This window comes from Streptomyces anandii JCM 4720 (assembly GCF_014650655.1).
Taxonomy (GTDB): Bacteria; Actinomycetota; Actinomycetes; order Streptomycetales; family Streptomycetaceae; genus Streptomyces; species Streptomyces anandii.
On sequence record NZ_BMVJ01000004.1, the window covers coordinates 292,557 to 316,987 of the forward strand.

Annotated in this window: 22 protein-coding genes; 9 read left to right on the forward strand and 13 right to left on the reverse strand. The window is 72.9% G+C overall.

Annotated features, from left to right (window positions below):
- A partial coding sequence (locus IE249_RS36820) for an amino acid permease C-terminal domain-containing protein (RefSeq protein WP_308434321.1) occupies positions 1-276 on the forward strand: 276 nt, incomplete at its 5' end.
- On the opposite strand, the gene IE249_RS10000 is transcribed toward IE249_RS36820, so the two are convergent.
- Complete coding sequence (locus IE249_RS10000) at positions 273-1,097, reverse strand: alpha/beta fold hydrolase (protein WP_189704412.1); 825 nt, start codon at positions 1,095-1,097, stop codon at positions 273-275. The genes IE249_RS36820 and IE249_RS10000 overlap by 4 nt on opposite strands.
- Before the next feature lie 57 nt (positions 1,098-1,154).
- Between IE249_RS10000 and IE249_RS10005 the strand changes: the two genes are divergently transcribed.
- Entirely contained in the window at positions 1,155-1,628 is a 474-nt protein-coding gene (locus IE249_RS10005) for a MarR family winged helix-turn-helix transcriptional regulator (protein WP_189704413.1), read from the forward strand.
- A 6-nt stretch (positions 1,629-1,634) separates the two neighbouring features.
- On the opposite strand, the gene IE249_RS10010 is transcribed toward IE249_RS10005, so the two are convergent.
- Positions 1,635-2,798 carry a CapA family protein gene (locus IE249_RS10010; RefSeq protein ID WP_189704414.1) on the reverse strand — a complete coding sequence of 388 codons (1,164 nt, stop codon included), beginning with the start codon at positions 2,796-2,798 and terminating at the stop codon, positions 1,635-1,637.
- A 287-nt stretch (positions 2,799-3,085) separates the two neighbouring features.
- On the opposite strand from IE249_RS10010, the gene IE249_RS10015 reads away from it, so the two are divergent.
- The 3 genes from IE249_RS10015 (at position 3,086) to IE249_RS10025 (ending at position 5,086) form a co-directional block, all read left to right on the forward strand.
- A complete protein-coding gene (locus IE249_RS10015) occupies positions 3,086-3,634 on the forward strand; it encodes a sigma-70 family RNA polymerase sigma factor (protein WP_189704415.1) in 549 nt (182 codons plus the stop codon).
- A 134-nt stretch (positions 3,635-3,768) separates the two neighbouring features.
- Positions 3,769-4,284, forward strand: coding sequence for a hypothetical protein (locus tag IE249_RS10020; protein ID WP_189704416.1), 516 nt, complete (start codon positions 3,769-3,771; stop codon positions 4,282-4,284).
- A 142-nt stretch (positions 4,285-4,426) separates the two neighbouring features.
- Positions 4,427-5,086 carry a zf-HC2 domain-containing protein gene (locus IE249_RS10025; RefSeq protein WP_189704417.1) on the forward strand — a complete coding sequence of 220 codons (660 nt, stop codon included), beginning with the start codon at positions 4,427-4,429 and terminating at the stop codon, positions 5,084-5,086.
- A gap of 36 nt (positions 5,087-5,122) precedes the next feature.
- Here the strand turns inward: IE249_RS10025 and IE249_RS10030 are convergent, their stop codons facing one another.
- Together IE249_RS10030 and IE249_RS10035 are read right to left on the reverse strand one after the other, a co-directional pair.
- A complete protein-coding gene (locus IE249_RS10030; protein WP_189704418.1) occupies positions 5,123-5,986 on the reverse strand; it encodes an Fpg/Nei family DNA glycosylase in 864 nt (287 codons plus the stop codon).
- A gap of 67 nt (positions 5,987-6,053) precedes the next feature.
- Positions 6,054-8,141 carry a SpoIIE family protein phosphatase gene (locus IE249_RS10035; RefSeq protein ID WP_189704419.1) on the reverse strand — a complete coding sequence of 696 codons (2,088 nt, stop codon included), beginning with the start codon at positions 8,139-8,141 and terminating at the stop codon, positions 6,054-6,056.
- An 89-nt stretch (positions 8,142-8,230) separates the two neighbouring features.
- On the opposite strand from IE249_RS10035, the gene IE249_RS10040 reads away from it, so the two are divergent.
- Entirely contained in the window at positions 8,231-9,652 is a 1,422-nt protein-coding gene (locus IE249_RS10040; RefSeq protein WP_189704420.1) for a lipase maturation factor family protein, read from the forward strand.
- 40 nt (positions 9,653-9,692) lie between these two features.
- Complete coding sequence (locus IE249_RS10045) at positions 9,693-10,100, forward strand: DUF3224 domain-containing protein (protein WP_189704421.1); 408 nt, start codon at positions 9,693-9,695, stop codon at positions 10,098-10,100.
- A gap of 34 nt (positions 10,101-10,134) precedes the next feature.
- On the opposite strand, the gene IE249_RS10050 is transcribed toward IE249_RS10045, so the two are convergent.
- From IE249_RS10050 to IE249_RS10080, 7 genes are read right to left on the reverse strand one after another with little or no spacing between them, the layout of a single operon-like run.
- Positions 10,135-10,602, reverse strand: coding sequence for a DUF4231 domain-containing protein (locus IE249_RS10050; protein ID WP_189704422.1), 468 nt, complete (start codon positions 10,600-10,602; stop codon positions 10,135-10,137).
- 54 nt (positions 10,603-10,656) lie between these two features.
- Complete coding sequence (locus IE249_RS10055) at positions 10,657-13,683, reverse strand: alpha-mannosidase (protein ID WP_189704423.1); 3,027 nt, start codon at positions 13,681-13,683, stop codon at positions 10,657-10,659.
- A 35-nt stretch (positions 13,684-13,718) separates the two neighbouring features.
- Positions 13,719-15,773: an endo-beta-N-acetylglucosaminidase gene (locus IE249_RS10060; protein WP_189704424.1), complete on the reverse strand. Its 2,055-nt coding sequence runs from the start codon at positions 15,771-15,773 to the stop codon at positions 13,719-13,721.
- Entirely contained in the window at positions 15,770-17,056 is a 1,287-nt protein-coding gene (locus tag IE249_RS10065; protein WP_189704425.1) for a glycoside hydrolase 5 family protein, read from the reverse strand. The genes IE249_RS10060 and IE249_RS10065 overlap by 4 nt, the downstream gene beginning before the upstream one ends.
- A gap of 32 nt (positions 17,057-17,088) precedes the next feature.
- Complete coding sequence (locus tag IE249_RS10070) at positions 17,089-18,006, reverse strand: carbohydrate ABC transporter permease (RefSeq protein WP_189704426.1); 918 nt, start codon at positions 18,004-18,006, stop codon at positions 17,089-17,091.
- On the reverse strand, positions 18,003-18,905 hold the full coding sequence (locus IE249_RS10075) for a carbohydrate ABC transporter permease (RefSeq protein WP_189704427.1): 903 nt from the start codon (positions 18,903-18,905) through the stop codon (positions 18,003-18,005). The genes IE249_RS10070 and IE249_RS10075 overlap by 4 nt, the downstream gene beginning before the upstream one ends.
- Before the next feature lie 8 nt (positions 18,906-18,913).
- Positions 18,914-20,206, reverse strand: a complete 1,293-nt coding sequence (locus IE249_RS10080; protein ID WP_189704428.1) for an ABC transporter substrate-binding protein — start codon at positions 20,204-20,206, stop codon at positions 18,914-18,916.
- A 233-nt stretch (positions 20,207-20,439) separates the two neighbouring features.
- Here IE249_RS10080 and IE249_RS10085 point away from each other — a divergent pair, with 233 nt between their 5' ends.
- Positions 20,440-21,486, forward strand: a complete 1,047-nt coding sequence (locus IE249_RS10085) for a LacI family DNA-binding transcriptional regulator (protein ID WP_189704429.1) — start codon at positions 20,440-20,442, stop codon at positions 21,484-21,486.
- A gap of 93 nt (positions 21,487-21,579) precedes the next feature.
- Here IE249_RS10085 and IE249_RS10090 read toward each other — a convergent pair whose 3' ends face one another.
- Together IE249_RS10090 and IE249_RS10095 are read right to left on the reverse strand one after the other, a co-directional pair.
- Positions 21,580-22,779: an SPFH domain-containing protein gene (locus tag IE249_RS10090; RefSeq protein WP_189704430.1), complete on the reverse strand. Its 1,200-nt coding sequence runs from the start codon at positions 22,777-22,779 to the stop codon at positions 21,580-21,582.
- A gap of 14 nt (positions 22,780-22,793) precedes the next feature.
- Positions 22,794-23,045 carry an NfeD C-terminal domain-containing protein gene (locus IE249_RS10095; protein ID WP_189704431.1) on the reverse strand — a complete coding sequence of 84 codons (252 nt, stop codon included), beginning with the start codon at positions 23,043-23,045 and terminating at the stop codon, positions 22,794-22,796.
- Between the two features lie 204 nt (positions 23,046-23,249).
- Here IE249_RS10095 and IE249_RS10100 point away from each other — a divergent pair.
- On the forward strand, positions 23,250-24,431 hold a 1,182-nt coding region (locus tag IE249_RS10100), incomplete at its 3' end, for an amidase (protein WP_229857993.1).

Here is a 24,431-nt window from a genome sequence, read left to right on the forward strand (position 1 = left end):
CTGCTGGCGTTCGTGGTGGTGTGCACGGCGGTGATCGTGCTGCGCTACCGGCAGCCGGACCTGCCGCGCACGTTCCGCACGCCGTGGATGCCGTTCGTGCCGGCGCTGGGCGTGGTCTTCTCGATCTGGCTGATCACGTTCCTGCAGTGGCAGACCTGGGTGCGGTTCGCCGTGTGGTTCCTGATCGGGTGCGTGATCTACTTCGGGTACTCGTACAAGCGGTCGGTGCTGGCCGGGCGCCCGCCGGCCTCCGGCTCCAGCGACCCTGCCGCCTAGCGGGCCGGGAGCGAGCGCAGGAAGTCGGTGAGGACGGCGTTGAACGCCTCCGGCCGTTCCATGTGCGCGTAGTGCGCGGTCTTCTCGATCGTCACGGACCAGCCGCCGGCCACCGTTCGGGCCAGCCGCTCGGCCTCGGTGATCAGGTCGGGGGCGTCGAGCGCGCCGTTGACCGTGAGCAGCGGAACGCGGATGTCCGGCACACGCTCCCAGGTGCCGGTCACGGGTACGAGGTGGTTCTTCTCGTCCGGGGCGTGCTTGGACAGGGTGTGCAGGGCCATCTCCCGCACCCGGCGCGGGATTTCGGGGTCGATGTCCTCAAGGGTGCGCGACTCTCCGGGCACGAAGCGCAGGAACGCGGTGAGCCAGCCCTCGATGTCGCCGGCGCCGAGCGCCCGCGCGGACGCGGACTGGATCTCGCGGGCCCAGGGGTCGGTGTACTGGTACTCGCTGGTCGCGGCGGAGCAGGCGACCACCGCGCGGACCACGTCGGGGTGTTCGAGCACGGTGTCGGTGGCGATGGCCCCGCCCATGGAGACGCCCACGAGGACCGCCGGGCCGGCGTCGAGGTGCCGCAGCAGGTCGGCGAGGTCGTCGGCCCAGCGGAAGGGCCGGGTGGCGTTGGCGGAGAAGCCGTGCCCGCGCGTGTCGGGGGCGATCACGCGGTAGTCGGAGGCGAGGGCCTTCGTCTGTGCGTCGAGGGACCGGTGGTCGACCCAGCCGGAGTGCAGCAGGACCACCGGGTCCCCGCTGCCGGTGTCGAGGTAGGCGAGGTCGCCGTCGGAGGAGGGGAAGAACCGGAGATCCATAGCGGGATTCATGACAACCAAGGTGTCATCTTCCCGCCCTTTTGGCAACCGAGGTGTCATGATGGTCCGGTGAGCCACGACGACGAATCCCTCCCCCCGGACGAACTCGGCCACCGCCTGACCGAGGTGTTCGACCTGGTCGGCCCGCTGTACCGGCGGGTGCAGCGCGCGGTGGAACGGGGCGAGGCGGTCGAGGGGCTGTCCGTGGGCGTACGGGCCGTCCTCGACCTGCTGCACAAGCACGGGCCGATGACCGTGCCGCAGATGGGCCGCGCACAGGCCATCAGCCGGCAGTTCGTCCAGCGGATGGTCAACGAGGCGGCGGCGCGGGACCTGGTGGAGGCCGTGCCCAACCCGGCCCACCAGCGCTCCTCGCTGATCCGGCTCACCGACGCCGGCCGGGCGGCGATCACCGCGGTCCTGGCCCGCGAGCACGCGGTGCTGCGCGAGGTGGGCGGCGGCCTCACCGGCGCTGACGTGACCGCCTGCCTGCGGGTGCTCGGCGAGATGCTGCGGCTCTTCGACCACGTCGACGTGAACTGAACACCGTCACCGCCCCATCGTCAGCCCGTCCTTGGCCGCGCCCCGGCCGAGCACGACCCCGCGGATCCGGTCCCGCACCCCCTGGAGGTCGGCGCCCTGGGCGATCGCCTCACCGAGGTTCACCACCCGGCCGGCGTCGAGGTCGTAGGCCTCGGGGACGAACTCCGCGCGGGTCACCTCCCAGCGCCCGCCCGGCCGCGCGGGCGGCGAGAAGGTGAACCGGGCGAGGGTGCTCTGGTTGCCGCGCGGGTCCTGCATCGCGCGGTAGTCGGTGGGCTGGCCCGCGATCTGCGCGCCCAGGCCGTAGACCACCCAGGTGCCGTTGACCTTCTCGTACGGCTGGGGGACGTGCGCATGTGTGCCGAGGATCAGGTCGATGTCGGGACGGCCGCCGGTGCGGGCGGCGGTCAGCCGCCGGGCCAGCTCCACCTGCTGCTCGTCGGGCGCCTCCTGCCACTGCGGACCCCAGTGCAGGGACACCACGACCACGTCGGCGCCCGCCTGCCGGGCCGCGCGGGCGTCGGCGAGGATCCGGTCCTCGTCGATCAGGCGCACCGCCCACGGCTGTCCGGGCGGCTCCGGCCGGCCGGAGCCGTATGAGTAGGCCAAGTGGGCCACCAGCGCGCCGCCGGCGCGCAGCAGGGTGCCCCGGGCCTCGGCCTCGCCGCGCGCCGAGCCGGCGTGCCGCAGCCCGGCGCGGTCCAGGGCGTCCAGGGTGCGCCGGACGCCGTCGGCGCCGTCGTCGAGGGTGTGCTCGGAGGCGGTGGCGCAGCTGTCGTAGCCGGTGGCGGCGAGGGCCTGGGCCAGCTCGGGCGGCGAGGCGAAGCGCGGGGCGCCGGTGTACGGGGGCTTGGCGCCGAAGGGGGTGTCCAGATGACACAGCGCCAGGTCGGCGTGGGAGACCACGGACCGCACGCCCTCCAGCATCGGCCGGAAGTCGTACGCTGCCCCGCCGGCGTCGAAGTCGCCCCGCTCGACGACGGAGGTGTCGGGCAGGATCGCGCCGGAGGCGACGAGGGTGAACCGGCCCGCCTGCCGGGAGGCCGGAGCCGGGGCGCCGTGGGCGGCGGACGCCGGGGCGTCGTCCTGCCGGAGGTGGGCCGAGCAGGCCGCGCCCGCGGCGAGCAGGGCCGTCACGGCCAGGGCCACCTGCCGTCTGCGTGCGATCACCGGTTCACCCCACTCACGGCCGTACGGACGTACCTTCACCACGGACAGAACTTCATACAGACGGATAAATGGGTATGAAGCTCGCCGCCGCCGCAAACGGCATCCGCTCCCCCTTGAGCCCGTTGGCCTACGAGGAGACACGGCAAGGGGCTCCAAGAGGCTCACGGAGTGTGCCCAACGAGGTGACGGACCGTTCGTCGTACCGTTCACCGACACGATCGACCGTCCGCCGCACCACCGTGCGCGCGCCCTGTCCCCGCGCGGCGCCCTGCGGTGGCATGTCGGCCATGACGGCCGGAACCATCCTCTCCCCCGGGACCACGACCGCCGAGCACGAACTCGCCGCGCTCCAGCGCGAGCACGGCAGGCCGCTGTTCGCCCTGCTGCTGCGGCTGTGCGACGGCGACCGCCAGCGAGCCGAGGACCTGCTCCAGGAGACCCTGCTGCGCGCCTGGCAGCACCCCGAGGCGCTGCGCGCGGACGCCTTCGACTCCGTACGGCCCTGGCTGCTGACCGTGGCCCGCCGGCTCGCGATCGACGCGCGCCGCGCCCGTCAGGCCCGGCCGCCGGAGGTCGGCGACGCGGTGCTGGAGAACGCGCGCGTGATCGCCGACCACGCCGAGCGCTCGGCGGCCACGCTCGATGTGCGCCAGGCTGTGAAGACACTCACTCCCGAGCACCGTGAAGTCCTGGTGCTGGTGTATTTCCACGGGGCGAGTGTGGCGGAGGCCGCCGAAACCCTGGGGATTCCGCCGGGTACCGTGAAGTCCCGCGCGTACTACGCGCTGCGCGCCCTGCGCCGGGTGCTCCCGGGATACGCGGCCGACCTGCGGTGAAACCGACTGCCAAGTCAAACCTCCGTAAAGCGCCTTGCTGTGGACCACCGTTGAGTAATCGGCTGTCCTCATCCGTGTTCCGGACCGGGACCCGGGATCGGGCGCCCGTACGCACGGGAGGAAGGCAGGAAGGGATGCTGCACAGAGGGCAGGAGAGCACGGACGGCCACGGCGGTGGCGAACTGGCCGTCCCCATGGCCTGGTTGTACGCCGAGTACATCGCCGACGAACTGCTGCGCACCGGCGACCTGATGCCGCCGACGTCCTTCGAGTTCAGGGCCGGCCGGGACGCGCTGGCGCTGACGATCTTCCTCTCCGACACCGGCGGCGAGCTGTCCGGCATCCGGGTGGTCTCGCAGCTGGAGACGTGGCTGTCGCTGACCGCGTACGACCAGCCCTGGCAGGACTGGGTGTGCGAGCGGATGGCGGACCTGGCCGCCGAGGCACACGCCTCGGGCGTCCCCTCGCCGGACCTGGCGCTGGCCGAGGCTGCCTGGCGGTGGCTGGAGGAGACCGAGCTGCTCGCGCCCGACCTGGACGCGGTGCCGGGCGGCGCGGGAGGGCTCGGGGAGGACGAGGGACCGAAGGTGTGGACGCCCGCCTGGCGGCTCGGACTGCCCCTCGGACACCTCGCCATCCATCTTTTCTAGAAACCGACCAATCCGCGGCGTCCGCCGCTCCGAACCTCTTGATTACGATTCTGTACGTGGCTTGAGTGATTCCGCTGTCGGGTGCGTACGGGTGGGAGCAACGAGTAACCCCACCCGCACCCCACGGTCACGAGGAATCGGCATGAGGTCCCTGGAACGGCATCGCGACGTCGGCGCGTACGCGCTCGGCGTGCTGGACGAGGCGGACGCCTTCCGCTTCGAGGACCACCTCATGGAGTGCCCCAGCTGCGCGGCGCACGTCACCGAGTTCGGTCCCACCGCACGGCAGCTGATGCTGTACCGGAGGGCCACGCCGCGCATCGTGCACCCCATGACCCAGCCGGGTCCCCGGCTGCTGGATCGCCTGGTCGGCGAGGTCTCGCGCCGGCACCGCGCCGGCCGCCGGCGCCTGCTGTACGGACTGGCGGCCTCCGTGGTGCTGGCCGTGGGCGGACCGGCTTTCGCCGCCGTCGCCGGGCACGCGAGCGACGGTCAGGGCCCCTCGCGGGTCGCCGCGACCGACGCGAAGACGGGCGTGTGGGCCGAGGTCCGCACCGCGGACGCGGACTGGGGCAGCTCGGTGGAGCTGCGGATCAAGGACGGCTCCGGTCCCCGCTCCTGCCGGCTGGTCGCGATCGGGCAGGACGGCTCGGAGCAGACCGTGACCAGCTGGATGGTGCCTGCCCACGATCCGGACGCGAACGCGGTGTCCGGGGGCACGACGATGCACCCCGGCGAGATCGACCGCTTCGAGGTCCGCACGGCGGACGGGCAGCACCTGGTCACCCTCGACTCGCCCTGAACCTCCCGGTGACGCCCGGCTCGGCTCCTGGCCGGGTCACTTCAGGAGTCGGGACAGTCTGCGGTCCGCGAGCGGCTTGCCCCCGGTCTGGCAGGTGGGGCAGTACTGCAGGGACGAGTCGCTGAAGGACACCTCGCGGATGGTGTCGCCGCACACCGGGCAGGGCTCGCCCGTCCGGCCGTGCACTCTCAGGCCGCTCTTCTTCTCCGCCTTCAGCCGTCCGGCCGCGAGCCCCCGGGACCGCTCCACCGCCTCGGTCAGCGTCGTGCGCAGCGCCTCGTGGAGCCGTCCGATCTCCTCGGGGGTGAGGGAGGCGCACGGCTTGAACGGGGACATCCTCGCCGCGTGCAGGATCTCGTCGCTGTAGGCGTTGCCCACCCCGGCGATCAGGCTCTGGTCGCGCAGCGCGCCCTTGATCTGCCGCCGCTGCCCCGCGAGCAGCTCCGCCAGGCGGCCCTGGTCGAAGTCGTCGGCCAGCGGGTCGGGGCCGAGCCGTGCCACGCCGGGGACCTCCGACGGGTCCCGTACGACGTACACCGCGAGCCTCTTCTGCGTGCCGGCCTCGGTGAGGTCGAAGCCGGCGCCGGTGTCCAGGGCGACGCGCAGCGCCAGCGGGCCCTTGCCGGGGCGGGGCGGGCCGTCGGGCAGGGGGTCCTTCCACTGGAGCCAGCCCGCGCGGGCCAGGTGCGTCACCAGGTGCGGGCCGTCGCCGGTGGCCAGGTCCAGGAACTTGCCGTACCGGCGCACCGCCGTGACCTCCCGGCCCTCCAGGGCGGTCACGGGAGGGTCGTAGGTCTTCAGGACGCTGATCGCCACCGGCAGGACGCGCACGATCTCGCGCCCCACCGCGTTCTCGGTGAGGAAGTCCCTGAGCGCTTCCACCTCGGGCAGTTCGGGCATGGCTCAAGGGTGCCACCCGGCACCGACAACGCCACGCGGCCCGCGACGGCCCGGCCCGCCGGGCGGGTCAGTCCCGCTCCGGGACCACGAACTCGCACCACATGCACTTGCCGCCGCCCCGCGCCTCCACGCCCCACACGTCGGTGAGCCGGTCCACCAGCAGCAGCCCGCGCCCGGAGACGCCCTGCTCGCCCGGCTCGCGGCGGCGCGGCAGCGCGCTGGAGGAGTCCTCCACCTCCACGCGCAGCCGCCGGTCGGTCCCGCTGAGGACCCGCAGGGTGACGACCGCGGCGCCCTCGGTGTGCATCAGCACGTTGGTGATCAGCTCGTCGGCCACGAGTTCGATCTCCTCGGAGCGCTCCCGGGCGCCCCACGAGCGCACGGCGGCGCGGATCAGATGGCGGGCCTGGGTCAGCGCCTCGGGGTCGCCGGGCGGCACGTGCTGCTGGAGCCGCCCCAGGGGCTGGCGCTCGGTCAGGGCGCGGCGGCGCAGCACCAGCAGGGCCACGTCGTCGTCGCCGCCGCGCGCGTCGGCGATCTCGATGAGCCGGTCGGCGAGGTCGCGCACCTCGGCGGGACCGGCGGCGATCGACTCCACCAGGGTGCGCATGCCGTCGTCGAGGTCGGCGCCGGGCTGCTCGACCAGGCCGTCGGTGCACAGCACCAGCGCCTGCCCGGGATCGAGCTCCATGGCGCACACCGGGTACTCCAGGCTGCCGAACTCGGCGGACAGCCCGAGCGGCAGGCCGCCGTCGACGCTCACCCGGCGGCAGCTGCCGTCGTCCAGCCGCACCAGCGGGTCGATGTGCCCGGCCCTCACCACCTGGACCACGCCGGTGGACAGGTCGGCCTCGGCGTACAGGCAGGTGGCGAAGCGGTCGGTGTCGAGTTCGTGCAGGAAGACCGAGGCGCGGGCCATCACGGTGGCCGGGGCGTGGCCCTCGGCTGCGTAGGCGCGCAGTACGATGCGCAGCTGGCCCATGACGGCGGCCGCGTGGGTGTCGTGGCCCTGGACGTCGCCGATGACCGCGCCGACCCGGCCGCCGGGCAGCGGGATCAGGTCGTACCAGTCGCCGCCGATGTCCCGGCCGAGCGAGCCGCCGGCGTACCCGGAGCGGTAGCGGACGGCGACGTCGGCGCCCGGCACGCTGGGGATGGTCCGCGGCAGCATCGCCTGCTGGAGTCCCTGCGCGAGGTCCTTCTCCTGCTCGTAGAACATGGCGCGCTGCAGGCTCTGCGCGATGCTGCTGCCGAGGGCGACCAGGACGTTGCGCTCCTCGGGCGAGAAACCGTACCGGCCGCTGTAGAGCAGGCCCATGCCGCCGATCGGGCGGGCCTGGGCGATCAGGGGCAGATAGGCGGCCGAGGTGATGTTCAGGCCGGTGATGTGCGGCCACAGGATGGGGTAGCGGTCGGCGAAGTCCTCCGGGGACTCGATGAAGCGCGGGCTGAGGGTGCGCACGGCCTCGCTCATCGGGTACGGCTCGTCGATCCGGGTGACGCGGGTGCCGGGCACCGAGCTGCCCTCGGGGCCCTCGGCGACGAGCCTGATCCTGCCGGCCTCGACCAGGCCGAGGACCAGGCTGGTGGAGCCCAGCAGGGCGAGCCCCGGGGTGTCCTTGACGACGTCGATGACGTCCTGGACGGTGTGGGCGTGGGCGAGGGCGGCGGTGGCGGCCTGGACGACGTTGGTCTGCTCGCGGCGTGCGGCGTCCCGGGCGGCCCGCTCCTGCAGGCCCGCCGAGTCGTTGAGCTCGTCGGTGGCGTCCCTGATGATGCCGATGATGCGGCGGGGGCGCCCGGTGTCGTCGCGGCGGATGTAGCCCTGGGTGTAGACCCAGCGCAGGGAGCCGTCCTTGCGGCGCAGGCGGATGTACGTGCCGTAGTTCTCCCGGCCGTCCTTCATCGCCCGGGCCACCAGGGCGTCCAGACGCTGGCCCTCGCTGCCGGGGACCCGGGAGGCCAGGCTCTCGGGGTGGCCGTCGTACTCCGCGGGGGTGATGTCGAAGATCTCGTGGGCCTGCGCGTCCATGCTGAACAGGCCGCTGTCCAGGTCCCAGTCGAAGCTGCCCATGCGGTTGAGCGCCAGGATCGGATCCGGGTGGGCGGGCCAGTCGTCCGGGAGTGACAGGGCGTGCGCTCCCCGTTCAGCCATGGAGCCACCTTGCCAGGGTTTGCCCGATTCTTCGAGCCGGGGAAAGGGTAGCCGGAGCGCGAACCGCGCGGGAAGGAGCGTGCAGGGCCGTGGGATGGTTCACCGCCCCCGAGTACTGGCTGAGCCGGCTGGTCTTCCAGCGGGCCCTGGCCGCGGTGTACCTCGTCGCCTTCCTGACGGCCGCCCTGCAGTTCCGGGCGCTGCTGGGCGAGCGGGGGCTGCTGCCGATCCCCCGGTTCGTCGAGCGGGTGCCGTTCCGGCGGGCGCCGAGCCTGTTCCAGTGGCGCTACTCGGACACGCTGTTCGCGGCGGTCGCGTGGGGCGGGTGCGCGGTGTCGGCGGCGCTCCTCGCCGGGCTCGACTCGCTGCTGCCGTTGTGGGGGGCCATGCTGCTGTGGCTGCTGCCGTGGGCGCTGTACCTGTCGGTCGTGAACGTCGGGCAGACGTGGTACGGCTTCGGCTGGGAGTCGCTGCTGCTGGAGACGGGGTTCCTCGCCGTCTTCCTCGGCAACGACGAGGTGGCGCCGCCGGTAGTGGTGCTGTTCCTGCTGCGCTGGATCCTCTTCCGGGTGGAGTTCGGCGCGGGGCTGATCAAAATGCGGGGCGACGAGTGCTGGCGGAAGCTGACGTGTCTGCACCACCACCACGAGACGCAGCCGATGCCGGGCCCGCTGAGCTGGTTCTTCCACCATCTGCCCGGGCCGCTGCACAAGGCGGAGGTGGCCGCCAATCACGTCACCCAACTGATCGTGCCGTTCCTGCTGTTCGCCCCGCAGCCCGTCGCGACGGCGGGCGCGGCGCTGATGATCGTCACGCAGCTGTGGCTGGTGCTCTCGGGCAACTTCTCCTGGCTGAACTGGATCACCATCGTGCTCGCGCTGTCGGCGATCCGCTTCCCCGCGCACGCGCCGCCGGTGCCGCCGGCTCCGCCGTGGTACGAGGCGGTGGTCCTCGCCGTGGCCGCCCTGCTGGCCTTCCTCAGCCACCGCCCGGTGGTCAACATGATCTCCCGCCGCCAGGTCATGAACCGCTCCTTCGACCCCCTGCACCTGGTCAACACCTACGGCGCCTTCGGCAGCGTCAGCCGGATCCGCTACGAGGTGATCGTCGAGGGCACCCTCGACGACACCCCGCGCGAGGACTCCGACTGGCGGGAGTACGAGTTCCGGGGCAAGCCCGGGAATCCGCGGCGCTGGCCGCGCCAGTTCGCGCCCTACCATCTGCGCCTGGACTGGCTGATGTGGTTCGTGGCGCTCTCCCCGGCGTACGCCGGCTCCTGGTTCGGCACCCTGGTGGAAAGGCTCCTGGAGGGCGACCGCGCCACCCTGCGCCTGCTGCGCCGCTCGCCCTTCCCGCCGGGCCGGCCGCCCCGCTACGTCCGCGCCCGCCTCTTCCGCTACCGCTACACCACCTGGCGGGAGCTGCGCGCCACCGGCGCCTGCTGGGACCGCACCTACGTGCGCGAGTTCCTGCCCCCGACCCGGCTGGCGGGGGCGGCGCGGAGGCTCTGAACCGGTTGCGTTGTCGGACCCTCCCGGTACGGTCGCGGGCATGAGAGCTACGGGCACTTTCACCGTGAAGTCGTTCAAGCCGGCCGCGCTGGAGCCGGACCCGGCCGTCACGACCGCCCTTCCGGTGGGCGTCGCGACCATGGAGAAGCACTTCGAGGGAGAGATCGAGGGCCGGTCGGCCACGCTGTTCACCGCGGCCTACGACCAGGCCAAGGGGGTGGGCACGTACGTCGCCATGGAGTCCTTCGAGGGCGCCCTCGGCGGCAGACGGGGCGCCTTCAACTTCGTCCACTCGGCGACGACGACCGGCAGCGACCGCGCCGCCGAGTTCTTCACGGTCGTCCCCGCGAGCGGCACGGGCGAACTGGCGGGAATCACCGGCACCGGCGGCCTGACCGTGGACACGGACGGCACCCACCGCATCCGGCTCGACTACGAACTGGGCTGAGGGGGGACGGCACGGGGCGCGGCCGCCGGCCCGGTCACACTCCCGCCGCCGGGAGCGGGGGGTCGGGGCGGTGGCCCCGGGATTCGGACCATTCGCGCAGTTCCTCGGCGCCCACCTCCTCGATGGCCGTCTGCAGGGCCTGGCGGGCCTCCGTGTCGCGTTCCGGTTCGGGAATCAGGAGGTAGCGGTCGAGGGCGCGGCGCAGGGTCTCGCGTGAGCGGGCGGCCAGGACCCAGCGCGAGCCGGGGTTGAACAGCTGCCGCATACCCGTGAAGAAGACGGCGCCCCCGGCGATCAGGGCGGTGAGCCAGGCGGGGGCGTGCAACCCGGCGGCGACCACGGTGACCGAGGTGGTGGCGAGGGCGCCCAGTTCGGTCACGTGGTGCAGCCGCCTGGCCCGGTCGCAGGAGCGCGCGTAGAACGCCAACTCCCGCCGGGCCAGGGCCAGCAGAGGATCCGGCTGCGAGGCCCAGGACTGATCGGGCACCCTTGTACGTCTCATCGCCCCATCATCGTGTCCCGCGCCGGGCCGCGAAAGCGGGGTCCGGGCGCCGGGTCATGCGCGGCGCAGCCGTAGGGTTGTCAGTTCGAAGGGTCGCAGGTGTACGGCGATTCGGCCGGCGTCGTCGAGGCGGGGGGCCGCCACGTCCGGCAGGGGCCGCTCCAGCAGGTCGGTGACCTCCGCACCGGCGAGTTCGAAGCCCGCCGTCAGCGTGGCGCGGGCGCGCCCGCCGTGGGCCTCGTGGAAGCGGACCACGACGTCGCCGCTGCCGTCGTCGGCCAGCTTCACCGCCGTGACGACCACCGCGTCCTCGTCCACCGTCACCAGCGGGGCGACCTGGGCGGCGGCGCCGGTCAGCCGCCGCTCGGGCACGTTGATCCGCCAGCCCTCGCGCACCGCGTCGCCGATGTCCGCGCCCGGCACCAGCGCGTGCCGGAAGCGGTGGACGCCCTGATCGGTCTCGGGGTCGGGGAAGCGCGGGGCGCGCAGCAGGGAGACGCGGACCGTCGTGGTCGTACCCCGGTCGCCGTCGCTGCGGACCTGGCGGGTCACGTCGTGGCCGTACGTCGAGTCGTTGACGACCGCCACTCCCCAGCCGGGCTCGGCCACGTGCACGAAACGGTGGTTGCACGCCTCGAACTTGGCCGCCTCCCAGGAGGTGTTGGTGTGCGTGGGCCGGTGGAAGTGCCCGAACTGCGTCTCGGAGGCGTACCGTTCGGCGTGCACGTCGAGCGGGAAGGCCAGCTTGAGGAACTTCTCCCGCTCGTGCCAGTCCACCTCCGTGTCCAGCACCAGGCGCCGCTCCCCCGCCGGCAGCGACAGCACCTGGGTGACGCGGGAGGCGCCGAAGGACCGTACGATCCGCACGGACGCGCCGTCCCGGCCGGCCTCGACGGTCTCGGCGTCCGTGAGGTCGGTGACCGTGTTGCGGTAGAACTCGTCGACGTCCCAGGCGTCCCACATGTTGGGGAAGTCGGGGTGGAGTTGGAGCAGGTTGGCCGCCCGGCCGGGGGCGACGGTCTCCCGGTCGGCCGCGCGGTCGTACACCGAGACGACCAGCCCCCGGGCGTCGATCTCGGCCCGCAGCGCGTCGTTGTCCAGCACGTACCCGCCCTCCGGGCGGGGCGTGAGCCGGGTGGCGCCCTCGGTGACCGGCGCCCCGGCGCCGCCCGCGGGGACCGAGGCACGGCTGTGCGGGGCGGCGTTGAAGACCAGCTCCGACGTGCCCGGGCCGGCCAGCGCGCGCTGCGCGGCCCCGATGATCGTCTCCAGTTCGGCGGCGACCCGCTCGTAGGTCGCGCGGGCCTCGCGGTGCACCCAGGCGATGGAGGACCCCGGCAGGATGTCGTGGAACTGGTGGAGCAGGACCGTCTTCCAGATGCGGTCCAGCTCCTCGTAGGGGTACGGGAATCCGGTGCGGACGGCGGCCGTGGCCGCCCACAGCTCCGCCTCGCGCAGCAGGTGCTCGCTGCGCCGGTTGCCCTGCTTGGTCTTCGCCTGGCTGGTGAGGGTGGCGCGGTGGAGCTCCAGGTAGAGCTCGCCGACCCAGACGGGCGCGTCGGGATACTCGGCCTCGGCCTTGTCGAAGAAGGCCGAGGGTGTCTCCCACTCCACGCGCGCGCAGCCCTCCAGGTCGCGCAGCCGGGCGGCCTTGGCGACCATCTCGCGGGTCGTGCCGCCGCCCCCGTCGCCCCAGCCGGTGGGTGCGAGGGAGTGCCGGGCGGCGCCCTTCTCCTTGAAGTTGCGGGCCGCGTGGGCGATCTCGCCGCCCTTCATGGAGCAGTTGTAGGTGTCGACCGGCGGGAAGTGCGTGAAGATCCGGGTGCCGTCGATGCCCTCCCACCAGAAGGTGTGGTGGGGGAACTTGTTCGTCCGCGACCAGGAGATCTTCTGCGTCAGCAGCCGCGTTGACCCGGCCGCGCGGATGATCTGCGGCAGTCCGGCGGCGAAGCCGAAGGTGTCCGGCAGCCACGCCTCGTCGTTCTCGATGCCGAACTCGTCGAGGAAGAACCGCTTGCCGTGCACGAACTGACGGGCCATCGCCTCCGAGCCCGGCATGTTGGTGTCGGACTCCACCCACATGCCCCCGGCCGGCACGAACCGCCCGTCCGCCACCGCCTTCTTCACCCGCGCCCACACCTCGGGCCGGTGCTCCTTGATCCACGCCCACTGCTGGGCCTGGGACATGGCGAAGACGAACTCCGGCTCGTCCTCCAGCAGGGCGGTCATGTTGGACGCCGTGCGGGCCACCTTGCGCACGGTCTCGCGCAGCGGCCACAGCCACGCCGAGTCGATGTGGGCGTGCCCGACCGCGCTGATCCGGTGGGCGGAGGGCACGGCGGGCGCGGCGAGCACGTCCGCGAGGCACGAACGCGCCGTGTTCGCCGTGCCGTTGACGTCCTGGAGGTCCACGGCGTCCAGCGCCCGTTCCACCGCGCGCAGGATCTCCCAGCGGCGCTGCGCGTCGTCCGGCAGCTCCGCCATCAGCTCGCCGAGCACCTCCAGATCCGCCACCAGCTGCCACACCGTCTCGTCGAAGACGGCGAGGTCCATGCGGGTGAGGGTGTACTGCGGTTCGCTGCCCGCCGTCTCCTTGTCGCCGAGCCGCGTGGGCAGGAAGGGGTGGTAGTCGAGGACGACCGGGTTGGAGGCGGCCTCGATGTGCAGCCGCACCTGCTCGCCGCCCGCGACCGGTGTGCCGACCCGCACCCACTGGTTGCGCGGGTTGAGGCCCTTCACCGGGGTGCCGTCGGGCCGGTACACCAGGCCCTCGCACTGGAAGCCGGGCATGTTCTCGTCGAAGCCGAGGTCGAGCAGGGCCTCCACCGTCCGCCCGGCCCACACCTCGGGCACGGTCCCGGTCACCCGGAACCAGCTGGTGCCCCACGGAGCACCCCAGCGGGCGCCCACCTCGATCGGCTCCGGCTCGGCGGCCAGGCCCTCGGCGACCGGCACGGGCTCCCCGGGCGCGTGCCACACCGCCACCTGGAGCGGGACGGACTCGGGGTACACGGCGGGGCGGATGCGCTCGTCCAGGACGCGCCGGAGGCGGGCCTCGACCAGGCTGCGGTCGTCATGCATGCGGGGTGCTCCGTAGGTCGTACGTCTGCGGGTGGTTACCAGGGGTGGGTGACGGTCACGGGGGCCGACGAGGTGTAGAGCTCCCCCACCGCGCGCAGCTCCAACCGTGCGGCCCGCTCACCCGGAGCGGGAGTCAGGCCGGCGACGAAGCAGGCGTGCTGACAGGTGGCGGTGAGGAAGCGGCGGGTGCCGTCGGGCAGCACGCGGTGGAGGGTGTAGTGGCGCACAGCGCCCCGGGCCGGCTGCCAGGCCAGGCGCAGGTCGCCGCCGGTGGCCGCGGTGATCCTCGGCCGGGCGGGGGCGGACGGGGTGGCGGGCCTGCCGTCGTGGACGGCGATTCCGCCCAGCCGCCAGCGCACCGGGACCGGGCCGCCCGTGCGGGAGGTGATCCGCACGCCGATCGCGTGCAGGGTGCAGGACGGGCCGGTGAGCCGGACCGTACTGGTCCGCCAGCCGCCGCCACGCCTGACCGCCCGCGACTCCGGCAGGGGCAGATATGTGTACGGCGGCGCCTGCCCGGCGGTGTCCGGCTCGGTCGTCGCCACGGCCAGCTCGGCGCGGACGTCGCCCGCGTCCGCGCGGTGGGTCAGTTCGACGACCGTGTGCGGACCGAGGGGCAGCCGGGTCGCGTACAGGTCCAGTACGGCGGGCCGGTCGAGCGTGCCCTCCACCAGCACGCTGCCGCCGCCGCGCCAGGCGTCGGCGAAGTCGAAGGAGACGGCGGGCCGTTGCCCTTCGGTGCGCACCGCCCAGCGGCGGGACGGCAGCCGGTCCTGGAGGCCGAGGTGGTTCCAGGGCGTGTCCGAGGTGACCTCGCCGTCCTCGTACCAGCGCAGCCCGTGGCCGGTGTTGAAGACGCTCGCGAAGGGAGCGGCGGTGACGGTCGAGCGGTCGGCGACGGAGACGGCGGGCGCCCGCCACGCGTCACCGCCGTCCGGCCGGGACGGGTCGAGGGAGCGGCCGGTCCAGAACCGGTCGTCGGCCGCGTGGAACTCCTCGGGGGTGTGACCGGCGGGCAGGTGGTTGCGGGTCCACTCGGGCCGGTAGAAGCCGATCGAGGTGACGTGCGGCGCGTCGGACGGCACGATCGCGTCCCAGTCCACGAAGGTCCCGGTGCCGCTGGACTCGACGTCGACGCCCGCCCACAACTCGTAGCGGTCCCGGCCGAGTTGTCCTGCGGTCCTGGCGGAGGAGGCCAGGGAGTCCGCGCTCCAGCGGAAGTCGACGAACATGTCGTCGGCGGCCTGGAAGAACGGCTGGTTGCGACTGTCGAGCGCGCCCTGCCAGGCGACCCGGCCGTCCACGGTCATCGCGTCGTACCAGGTGACCCGCTGTCCCCTGGCCGCGGCGAGCGTCCTCAGCTCCGTCACGAAGCGCAGCATGTCCGCGCCCAGGGCGCTGTCGCCACCGCCCGTCTCGGCGTTCAGGAACCAGCCGTCGAAGCCGTACGCGGCCGCCACCGCGACGAGTTGGGCGGCGAGCGGATGCCGGCCGGCGGCGTCCTCGCGCACGAGGTCGCGGGTCCACCGGAGCTGTCCGCCGTAGGCGACGGGCGGCAGGAAGACGTTGCCGAGGACGGGCACGCCGTGGCGGTGGGCCGCGTCCACGATGGGCGCGTTGGGCGCGAGGATCAGGCCCTCGCCCGCCGAGCCGCCCCAGAAGACGAGTTCGTCGAGGTAGGCCCAGTGGGTGAGGGCGTAGTAGTCGGCGGTGGCCGAGCCCTGGGAGGGGTTGGCGGAGGTGGGCCCGAAGGAGACCAGGGCCTGGACGCGGGCCTGTCCGGCGCGGGCGGTGGTGTTGGCCGGGGTGGGGGTGAAGCGGGGGGCAAGCGGGACGGTGGAGGCGTTGAAGGCGAGGTCGGGGTCGGTGGCGGCGCTCCAGGCGCTCAGGCTGCGCCAGGTGATGCCGGGGCCGGGGCTGCCGTCGGGCGGGGAGTCGGGGTACCAGTAGGAGGCGTACGGCTGGGAGGCCGGCGCTGGCTTCGCGGCCGCGGGGGTCTCGGGGGGCGCCGCGGCCGCGGCGGGCGGTGCGGGCAGGAGCGCGGCGGCGGCGCCGGCGATCAGGACGGTGCGTCTGGTGGGGTGGTTCACGGTCTGGTGCCTCCTCGGGGGGTTCGGAGTACCTGGTCGGGTGTGACGACTTCCGTGAGGGTGCGGGCGGCGAGGTGGCCGGGGTCGGCCGCCCGGGTGTCGAGGACCGTGGTGGGGCGGGCGCCGTCGGCGGTCAGCGCGAAGAAGGCGTCGAAGACGTCGCCGCCGGGTGCGCAGCGGGAGCGGGCGGCCGGGTCGGCGGGCACGACGAGCGCGGTGGTGCGGGGGGCCGGGGTGCGGCCGTTGGTCCCCGTACCGCCGCCGCTGTCGCGGTGGTCGCGGGCCGCGCGGGAGAGGGCGCGGGCGATGTCCTTGGGGCGCCGGTCGCTGGTCAGCAGGCCCAGGGTGTACTCGAGTTCCGGGAAGTCGGCGAGGTGGCGGGAGACGTCGTGGGAGCACCACCAGGTGATGCCCCACAGCCCGGGGCAGTCCAGGGCGGCCGCGACGGTGGCCTCGGCGAACGCGGCGGCGTGCTCGGCCGGTACGAGCGGGGCGGGCGCGCCGACCTCCTGGAGCCACACCGGACGGTGCGGGTCCCCGGCCCAGGCCTTGCTGAGTTCGACGAGGTAGGCGGCGTGGTGCCGGGCGGGTACGGAGGCGTGGCCGTGGCGCTGGGCGGTGCCGTTGAAGACCCAGGAGTGGACGGCGGTGAGGGCGCCGTGCCTTGCGGCCTGGGCCGGGGTGAAGGGCATGTCGTCCTGGTACCAGGTGGCGTCGTACTCGGCGTGCAGGTGCAGCTTGCCCGGGGCGCCCTTCTCGCAGGCGGTGAGCATGCGCTCCAGCCAGGCGTCGATCTGCGCGGCGGTGGCCCGGTCGGGGTCGGGGTGGGGCGCGGCGGAGAACTGGTTGACCTCGTTGCCGAGGGTCAGGCCGAGGAAGTTGGGGCGGTCGGCGAGGGCGGCGGCGAGGGTGCGCAGGTAGGCGGCCTGACCGTCGAGCACGTCGGGGTCGGTGAAGAGGTTGCGGCGGTGCCAGGTGCGGGTCCACGCGGGCAGGAAGTCGAAGCTGGAGAGATGGCCCTGCAGTCCGTCCACGTTGACGTCGAGGCCGCGTTCGGCGGCGGCGTCGACGAGCCGGACCAGGTCCTCCACGGCGCGGGGGCGGATGAGCGTGCGGTTGGGCTGGAAGTGGGGCCACAGCGGGAAGACCCGGATGTGGTCCATGCCGAGGCCGGCGATGGAGTCCAGGTCGGCGTGCACGGCGTCGAGGTCGAAGTCGAGCCAGTGGTGGAACCACCCTTCGCTCGGGGTGTAGTTGACGCCGAAGCGCACGGCAGCAGGCATAGGTGGGTCCTCGTCTGACACGGGTGGCGGGTTCAGCCCTTGACCGCGCCCTCGCCGACCCCGCGGAAGAAGTAGCGCTGGAGGCAGGCGAAGAGGGCGATCAGCGGGGCCACGGCGATGACGGTGCCGGCGGCGACCAGCCGTTCGTCGCCTGCGAAGGTGCCGTGGAGGTAGTTGAGTCCGATGGTCAGGGTGAACCTGGACGGGTCGCTGAGCACGATGAGCGGCCACAGGAAGTCGTCCCAGGCGCCCATGAAGGAGAAGATGGCCACCACCGCGAGGGTGCCCTTGACGGAGGGCAGCGCGATCCGCAGGAACCGCTGCCAGACGTTCGCGCCGTCGACGTAGGCTGCCTCCTCGATCTCGTACGGCAGGTTGCGGAAGGCGTTGCGCATCAGCAGCACGTTCATGGCGCCGATGGAGCCGGGCAGGACGACCGCGACGAGCGTGTTGTTCAGGCCGAGTTCGCGCATGGTGGTGAACTGGGCGATGACGATGCCCTCGACGGGCACGAGCATCGCGAGGACGAACGTCAGGGTGGCCGCCGCGCGTCCCCGGTAGCGCAGCCGGGCGAGCGCGTAGCCGGCGAGGGCGGAGCCGGCGCAGTTGGTGACGACGTTGGCGGTGGCGACCTTGAGCGAGTTCAGCGCGTAGTCCCACACAGGGATGGTGGCCGAGACCCGCTCGTAGTTGTGCAGGGTGGGGTGGCCGGGCAGGAACTTCGGCGGGGAGCTGAAGATGTCCTCGGTGGGGCCCTTGAGCGAGGTGGACAGCTGCCACAGGAACGGGCCGGCGGTCAGGGCGAGCACGGCGAGCAGCAGGACGTAGCGCAGGACCAGTTCCCAGGCACGGATGCGGCGGCCGTGTTCGTCCCTGAGCCCGGCGCGGGGTTCGCGGGCGGTGGCGGCGGCCGGGCGGCGGCGGGACGGCGCCTTCTCCAGGACGCTCATGACTCCTCCCTCCGGTCGGCGCGCAGCACGAGCAGCATCAGGGCGACGGTGACCGCGAAGACCACGACGGACAGCGCGGAGGCGTACCCGACACGGCCGGTGAGGCCGGTGCCGGTGCGCTGGACGAGCATGACCAGGGTGGTGTCCTCGCCGGCCGGCCCGCCGCTGGGCCCGGCCATCAGGTAGACCTCGGAGAAGACCTTGAAGGCGGCGACCGAGGAGAGCGCGCCGACGAGGACCATGGTGGAGCGCACGGCGGGCACGGTGACGGTGAGGAAGCGGCGGACCGCGCCCGCGCCGTCCACGGCGGCGGCCTCGTGCAGCTCGCGCTCCACGTTCGCCAGCGCAGCCAGATAGATGATCATGTAGTAGCCGAGGCCCTTCCAGACGGTCACGGCCATGGCACTGAGCAGGAGCAGCCACTGGTCGCTGAGGAAGCCGACCCGGCCCACGCCTACGGTCTCCAGCAGCGAGTTGACCAGGCCGCGTTCGTCCAGCAGCCACACCCAGATCAGTCCGACGACGACGACCGAGGCGACGACCGGGGTGTAGAAGACGGAGCGGAAGAAGGCGATGCCGGGGATGTTCTTCTGCACCAGCAACGCGAGCAGCAGCGGCAGCACCACGAGGGCCGGGACGACCCCGAGGACGTAGAGCGTGCTGTTGCGCAGGCCGGTCCAGAACATGTCGTCGTGCAGCAGCTCGCGGAAGTTGGCGAGGCCCACGAAGCGGCCCGGGATCAGGGTGCGGCGGTCGGTGAAGGAGTTCACCACGGTGGAGACGAACGGGTACAGGATGAACGCGCCGGTGATCAGCAGTCCTGGGGCGGCGAACAGCCAGGGGCTGGTGCGCAGTTGGCGTTTCACACGCCGTCCCCGGAGCGCGGTGGACGAGGCCATGTCCGGTCCTAGCCCTGCTGCCGCAGCAGGGTGTCGCAGGCCTTGACAGCGTTGTCGAGGGCCGCCTTGGGGCTCTGCTTGCCCTGCAGCGCCTTGGCGACCTCGTTGCGCAGCGCGGTCTTCATCTGGTCGCTGAACAGCACGGGCGTGTAATTGACCGCCGTCTTCAGCGACTTGGCGGCGGCGATGCGCACCCGGGTCTCGTCGGTGCCGTCCTGCTTGGTGAAGTAGGGGTCGTCCAGCGAGCCGGCGGTGCTCGGGAAGATGGCGACCTTCTTCGCGAACGACATCTGGTGCGCGGCGTCGGTCACGTAGTGGGCGAAGGCGACCGCGGCGGGGGTGTGCCTGGTCCGGGAGTTCACCATCACGCCCATCACGTACATGTTGACGTGGCCGGTGCTGGTGATCTGGTCGGTGATGCCGATGTCGCGGTACAGGCTGGGCGCCTGCTTCTTGAAGTTGTCCAGGTCCAGGGCGCTGCCGGGGTTCATGGCGACGGCGCCGGTGAGGAACTTCTTCCCCGACGACTCCGGGGTGGCGGTCAGGGCCTGCGGGTCGAGGGCCTTGGCGTCGTACAACTGCTTGTACTCGGTGAGGAGTTCGACGCCCTTGGGGTCGTTGAAGGCGAAGGCGGTGCCCTGCTCGTTCATGAGCGGCACGCCGTAGCGGCCGAAGTCCTCGATGGTGGGGACGTTGGCGAGGGTGGCGACCTTTCCGCCGCTCTTGTGCGCCAGTGCCAGGGCGTCGGTGAAGAGCTCGTCGTACGTCCTCGGCGGCCGGTCGGGGTCGAGGCCGGCCTTCCTGAACAGGGACTTGTTGTAGAACAGCGGGCCGGTGTTGAGGTACCAGGGGAAGGCGTAGGTGCCCTTCATGCCCGGTATCCGATGGCTGGCCCAGGCCCCGGGCAGGTACTCCTTCTTGTACTGCGCGGCCGCCTTGTCCAGGTCGAGGGCGAGGCCGGCCTTGGCGAGCGGGGCGACCAGGTCCGGGGAGACGTTCACGACGTCGGGAAGGGTGCCGCCCGCCGCATCCGCGCTGATCTTGTCGGCGTAGCCCTCGGCGGGCTGGTCGATCCACTTCACGTGGGTGCCGGGGTACTTGTTCTCGAAGCCGGCGACGACCGAGTCGAAGTAGTCCTTGAAGTTGGCGCGCAGGTTCCAGGTCTGGAAGGTGATGTCGCCCTCGACCTTGCCGGAGGCGTCCGTCGAACCGCCGCCGTCCGGGGAACCGCAGGCGCTGAGCGGCAGGACGAGGACGGCGACGGCGGCCGCGGCGAGGGCGGCTCTGCGGGATGTGGGCACGGTGACACGGCTCCCTTGGGGGGTCGGCTGCTGGTGTCGGCAGCGACCCTGCCGCCGGGCGGACGGGAAGTCAATGGATTCGGCCCGCTAAAGAATTCCGGCGTACATTAGTCCAGGTCAGACAGGGTGCGAGCGAGCACTTGTAAGCAGCTACTAATGCGCTTTAGGCTGTGGGGGCTCAAGCGCTTTAGTTTCGGCGATCCGAAGAGCGGCAAGAAAAAGGGGGGGCCACCATGGCGGCCAAGCGGTCACCTGCGCGCCGGCCGACGATGAAGGACATCGCGCGCCGCGCCGGGGTCTCCGAGAGCGCGGTCTCCTTCGCGCTCAACGGCCGCCCCGGCGTCTCCGAGGTCACCCGCGACCGGGTGCGCCGGGTCGCCGAGCAGCTGGGCTGGCGGCCGAGCACGGCGGCCCGCGCTCTGTCCGGGGAGGGCGCGGCCACGGTCGGTTTCGTCCTGGCCCGGCCCGCGGACACGCTCGGCGTGGACTCGTTCTTCCTCCAGCTCGTCTCCGGCATCCAGGAGGTGCTGGCGGAGCGTCACCTGGGGCTGCTGTTCCAGGTCGTCGAGGACGTGACGGACGAGTGCGCGGTGTACCGCGGGTGGTGGGCCGAGCACCGGGTGGACGGCGTGCTCGTGGCCGACCCGCGCACCGCCGACCCCCGGCCCGGCCTGCTCGACGAACTCGGCCTGCCCGCCGTGGTGATCGGGGGCGCGCCGGACGAACGGCACCCGGGCCTGTCCACGGTGTGGGCGGACGACGCGGGCGCGATGGCCTCGGTGGTGGACGGGCTCTACGCGCTCGGCCACCGCAGGATCGTGCACATCGCCGGCCTGCCGGGCCTCGCCCACACCGAGCGCCGGATCCGCACCCTGCGCGCCGAGGCGGAGCGGCGCGGGCTGACCGGGGTGGAGTCGGTGACCACGGACTACTCCGACACCGAGGGCGCCGCCGTGACCCGCCGGGTGCTGCGCTCGGCGGCCCCGCCGACCGCGCTGATCTACGACAACGACGTGATGGCCGTCGCCGGAGTAGCCGCCGCGACCGAACTCGGCTTCTCCGTACCGGCGGACGTGTCGGTGGTGGCCTGGGAGGACTCGGCGCTGTGCCGCATCGTCACACCGGGGCTGTCCGCCCTGTCGCGCGACAGCGGGGAGTTCGGCCGCACGGCGGCCCGGGAACTCCTCGCCCTCCTCGACGGCGGCCCGGCCCGCACGGTACGGGTTCCGGTCCCCCGCCTGGTCGAACGCGAGAGCACGGGGGCGGCGCGGGAGCGGTGACGGCGACCCGCCCTGCCGTACGTGCGCACGTACGCACGGCGAAGGGCCGCGTCCCTCGGACACGGCCCCTGCCTCCGGACTTCCGCCATGGGGTCAGTCGTTCGCGCCGGCGCCCCGGTCGTCGCCGTTGTCGTTGGCCGGCTTCGGGCCCTGGAGCTCGAGCCGCTCCAGCAGGCCCTTGCCCTGACCACCGCTCTGGTTGCCCTGCCCGTTCTGGCCGTTCAGGTTCTGGCGGACCGAGTCCAGGATGGTCAGGCCCTGGGCGACCAGGCCGGCCGCGATCTCGCCGAGCCCGTCCGCTCCGTTGAGGACGTTGACGTTGGCGCCGGAGAGGCCGCCCGAGGCCTCCTTCACGATCTGCGGGAGCTGCTCGATCAGCATGCGGTCGAGGGCGACCCGGTCGTAGGAGGCGGCCGCCTCGGCCTGGATCTTCATGCGCTGCGCCTCGGCGGCGGCCAGGATCCGGACCCGCTCGGCCTCGGCCTCGGCCGGCTTGACCACCTCGGCCACCAGCTGCTGCTGGCGCAACTCCGCCTGCCGCTCGGCCAGTTCGGTCTGCGCGGCGAGCACCTCCTGCTGGGCGTGGGCCTGCGCCAGCGGACCGGCCTGCGCCGAGTGGGCCTGGGCGCGGTCCACCTCGGCGGAGTACTCCGCCTTCACCACGGCGGTCTGCCGGGCGTACTCGGCCTGCTTGCGGGCCGCCTCCTGCTGGGCCTCGGCGGCGGCCTGGTTGGCCTGCGCCTGGGCGATCTGCGCCTGCCGCTGGATGGCCGCCTTGTGCGGCGCGGACATCGCGTCGATGTAGCCGGTGTCGCCGTCGTCGATCGACTGGATCTGGAGCGAGTCCACGATCAGGCCGATCTTGGCCATCTCCGTCTTCGAGGTGTCCAGCACCTCGGCGGCGAGTTTCTGCCGCTCGGTGACGATCTCCTCGACCGTCATCGAGCCGATGATCGCGCGCAGGTGGCCGGCGAAGATCCGGCCGGTCAGCACCGACATCTGGTCCTGATCGGAGAGGAACCGCTGACCGGCGTTGATGATGCTCTCGGTGTCGTTGCCGACCTTGAACGCGATGACGGCGCGGACGTGCAGTGCGATGCCCTGCTTGGTGACGCAGGTCTCGACCACCTCGGACTCGCACATCGACAGCGTGAGGAAGCGGACCTTGCGGAGGACGGGGAGCACGAACTTGCCGTGTCCCGTCACGACCCGGAACGGTGCGCCCCCCAGTCCCCGCCTGCCACCCGAGATCAGCATCGCCTCATCGGGGGCGGGAACGCGGTAACCGAACATGCTTCTTCTTCTCCTTAGCCGGCGTCTGCCGCATCGCCGCGCAACGCGTCCAGGGGGTCGCCCCACGCGATGACGTCGACCTCACGGCATCCGCGCGATTCGATCACGAGCACCGTCGCACCTATCGGCAGCGGTTCTTGAGACCAGGCGAGGAAGGTCTCGGAACCGCCCCTGACCCGCACCAGGATCTCGCCGGGTCCGGCTGGTCCTCGCGTGCCGATGAGAAGCTCCCCCGTGCAGCCGATCACGGCCTCGTCCTGCGCCATTGCCGACTGCCTCCCCTCGTTCTCGTCCTGTGGTTCCGACATTAGACCCGTCCGCGTCAAGCGCCCATCCACCGGGGGTCGGAGGTACGTTCCGGGTACCCCGGCGCGGCGACCCCTCGACGCGGCGGCCGAGTGCGGGCACAGTTCTCCCTACGCGACGTACTCGCCAGTACGAACCCGTCCGTCCCTTTCCGAGGAGCGCCCTTGACCAGCTGGGTCGGCCTCAGCGCCGCCGAGATCGCCGCCGCCGTCCGCGAGAAACGGGCCACGCCCCGCGAGGTGGTGGCCGAGCACCTCGCCCGGATCGAGCGGCTCGACGGCCGTATCGGCGCCTTCCGCACCGTCCGGGCCGAGGCGGCCCTGGCCGAGGCCGACGAGGTGGCGGCCCGGGCCGATCTCGCCGAACTGCCGCTCGCGGGCGTGCCGGTGGCGGTGAAGGACAACCTGGCGGTGCGCGGGGAGTCCAGCCGGGTCGGCTCGGCCGCGACCCCCGACACGCCGGCCGCCGAGGACCATGTGACCGTGGCCCGGCTGCGCGCGGCGGGCGCGGTCGTGGTCGGGCTGACGAACGTGCCCGAGCTGTGCGTCTTCGGCACCACCGAGGGGGTGCACGGCACCGCCCGCAATCCGTGGGACACCAGCCGCACCGCGGGCGGCTCCTCGGGCGGCAGCGCGGCGGCGGTCGCCGCCGGGATGGTGCCGATCGCCCTCGGCAACGACGGCATGGGCTCGCTGCGCATCCCGGCCGCCAACTGCGGCCTGGTCGCCATCAAGCCCGGTCACGGGGTGGTACCCGCGGGGATCAGCGACGGGGACTGGTTCGGCATGTCGGAGAACGGGCCGCTCGCCACGACCGTGGCGGACGCCCGGCTCATGCTCGCGGTCCTGGCGGACACCGGGACCGGCACGGCGGCCGAAGGCGGCACAGGCACCGGCACCGGCACCGGCACGGACGGCGGCACCGGCGGCGCGCAGGACGTCACGCGCACGATCGCCGTCTCCGCGCGCAGCCCGCTCGCCGGGACCGCCGTGAGCAAGCCGTACGTCACCGCCGTACGCGAGGCGGCGCGGCTGCTGGCCGGGGCCGGTCACCGGGTGCGGCGCGCCGACCCGCCGTACCCGGTGTCGCTGGGCGTCACGGCGCTGCGGCACTGGACGGCGGGCACGGCGGTGGACGCGGCCGCGCTGGACCCGCGGCGGCTGGCCCGGCGGACCCGGGTCCACGCGGCGGTCGGGCGGCGGTTCGTGAACGGGGTGCGCACCGGTTCCGAGCGGGAGCGGCTGCGCCGCCGGATGGAGCCGTTCTTCGCCGAGTACGACGTGCTGCTCACCCCGGCGCTGGCCCGCCGCTCCCCCAAGGCCGGGCCTTGGCACGAGCGCGGCTGG

Excerpts from the sequence above, each read along its gene's own strand:
- IE249_RS10000 (WP_189704412.1), bottom strand. The coding sequence starts at position 1,097 with ATGAATCCCGCTATGGATCTCCGGTTCTTCCCCTCCTCCGACGGCGAC.
- IE249_RS10015 (WP_189704415.1), top strand. The coding sequence starts at position 3,086 with ATGACGGCCGGAACCATCCTCTCCCCCGGGACCACGACCGCCGAGCAC.
- IE249_RS10020 (WP_189704416.1), top strand. The coding sequence starts at position 3,769 with ATGCTGCACAGAGGGCAGGAGAGCACGGACGGCCACGGCGGTGGCGAA.
- IE249_RS10025 (WP_189704417.1), top strand. The coding sequence starts at position 4,427 with ATGAGGTCCCTGGAACGGCATCGCGACGTCGGCGCGTACGCGCTCGGC.
- IE249_RS10030 (WP_189704418.1), bottom strand. The coding sequence starts at position 5,986 with ATGCCCGAACTGCCCGAGGTGGAAGCGCTCAGGGACTTCCTCACCGAG.
- IE249_RS10035 (WP_189704419.1), bottom strand. The coding sequence starts at position 8,141 with ATGGCTGAACGGGGAGCGCACGCCCTGTCACTCCCGGACGACTGGCCC.
- IE249_RS10045 (WP_189704421.1), top strand. The coding sequence starts at position 9,693 with ATGAGAGCTACGGGCACTTTCACCGTGAAGTCGTTCAAGCCGGCCGCG.
- IE249_RS10050 (WP_189704422.1), bottom strand. The coding sequence starts at position 10,602 with ATGAGACGTACAAGGGTGCCCGATCAGTCCTGGGCCTCGCAGCCGGAT.
- IE249_RS10055 (WP_189704423.1), bottom strand. The coding sequence starts at position 13,683 with ATGCATGACGACCGCAGCCTGGTCGAGGCCCGCCTCCGGCGCGTCCTG.
- IE249_RS10065 (WP_189704425.1), bottom strand. The coding sequence starts at position 17,056 with ATGCCTGCTGCCGTGCGCTTCGGCGTCAACTACACCCCGAGCGAAGGG.
- IE249_RS10070 (WP_189704426.1), bottom strand. The coding sequence starts at position 18,006 with ATGAGCGTCCTGGAGAAGGCGCCGTCCCGCCGCCGCCCGGCCGCCGCC.
- IE249_RS10075 (WP_189704427.1), bottom strand. The coding sequence starts at position 18,905 with ATGGCCTCGTCCACCGCGCTCCGGGGACGGCGTGTGAAACGCCAACTG.
- IE249_RS10085 (WP_189704429.1), top strand. The coding sequence starts at position 20,440 with ATGGCGGCCAAGCGGTCACCTGCGCGCCGGCCGACGATGAAGGACATC.
- IE249_RS10090 (WP_189704430.1), bottom strand. The coding sequence starts at position 22,779 with ATGTTCGGTTACCGCGTTCCCGCCCCCGATGAGGCGATGCTGATCTCG.
- IE249_RS10095 (WP_189704431.1), bottom strand. The coding sequence starts at position 23,045 with ATGGCGCAGGACGAGGCCGTGATCGGCTGCACGGGGGAGCTTCTCATC.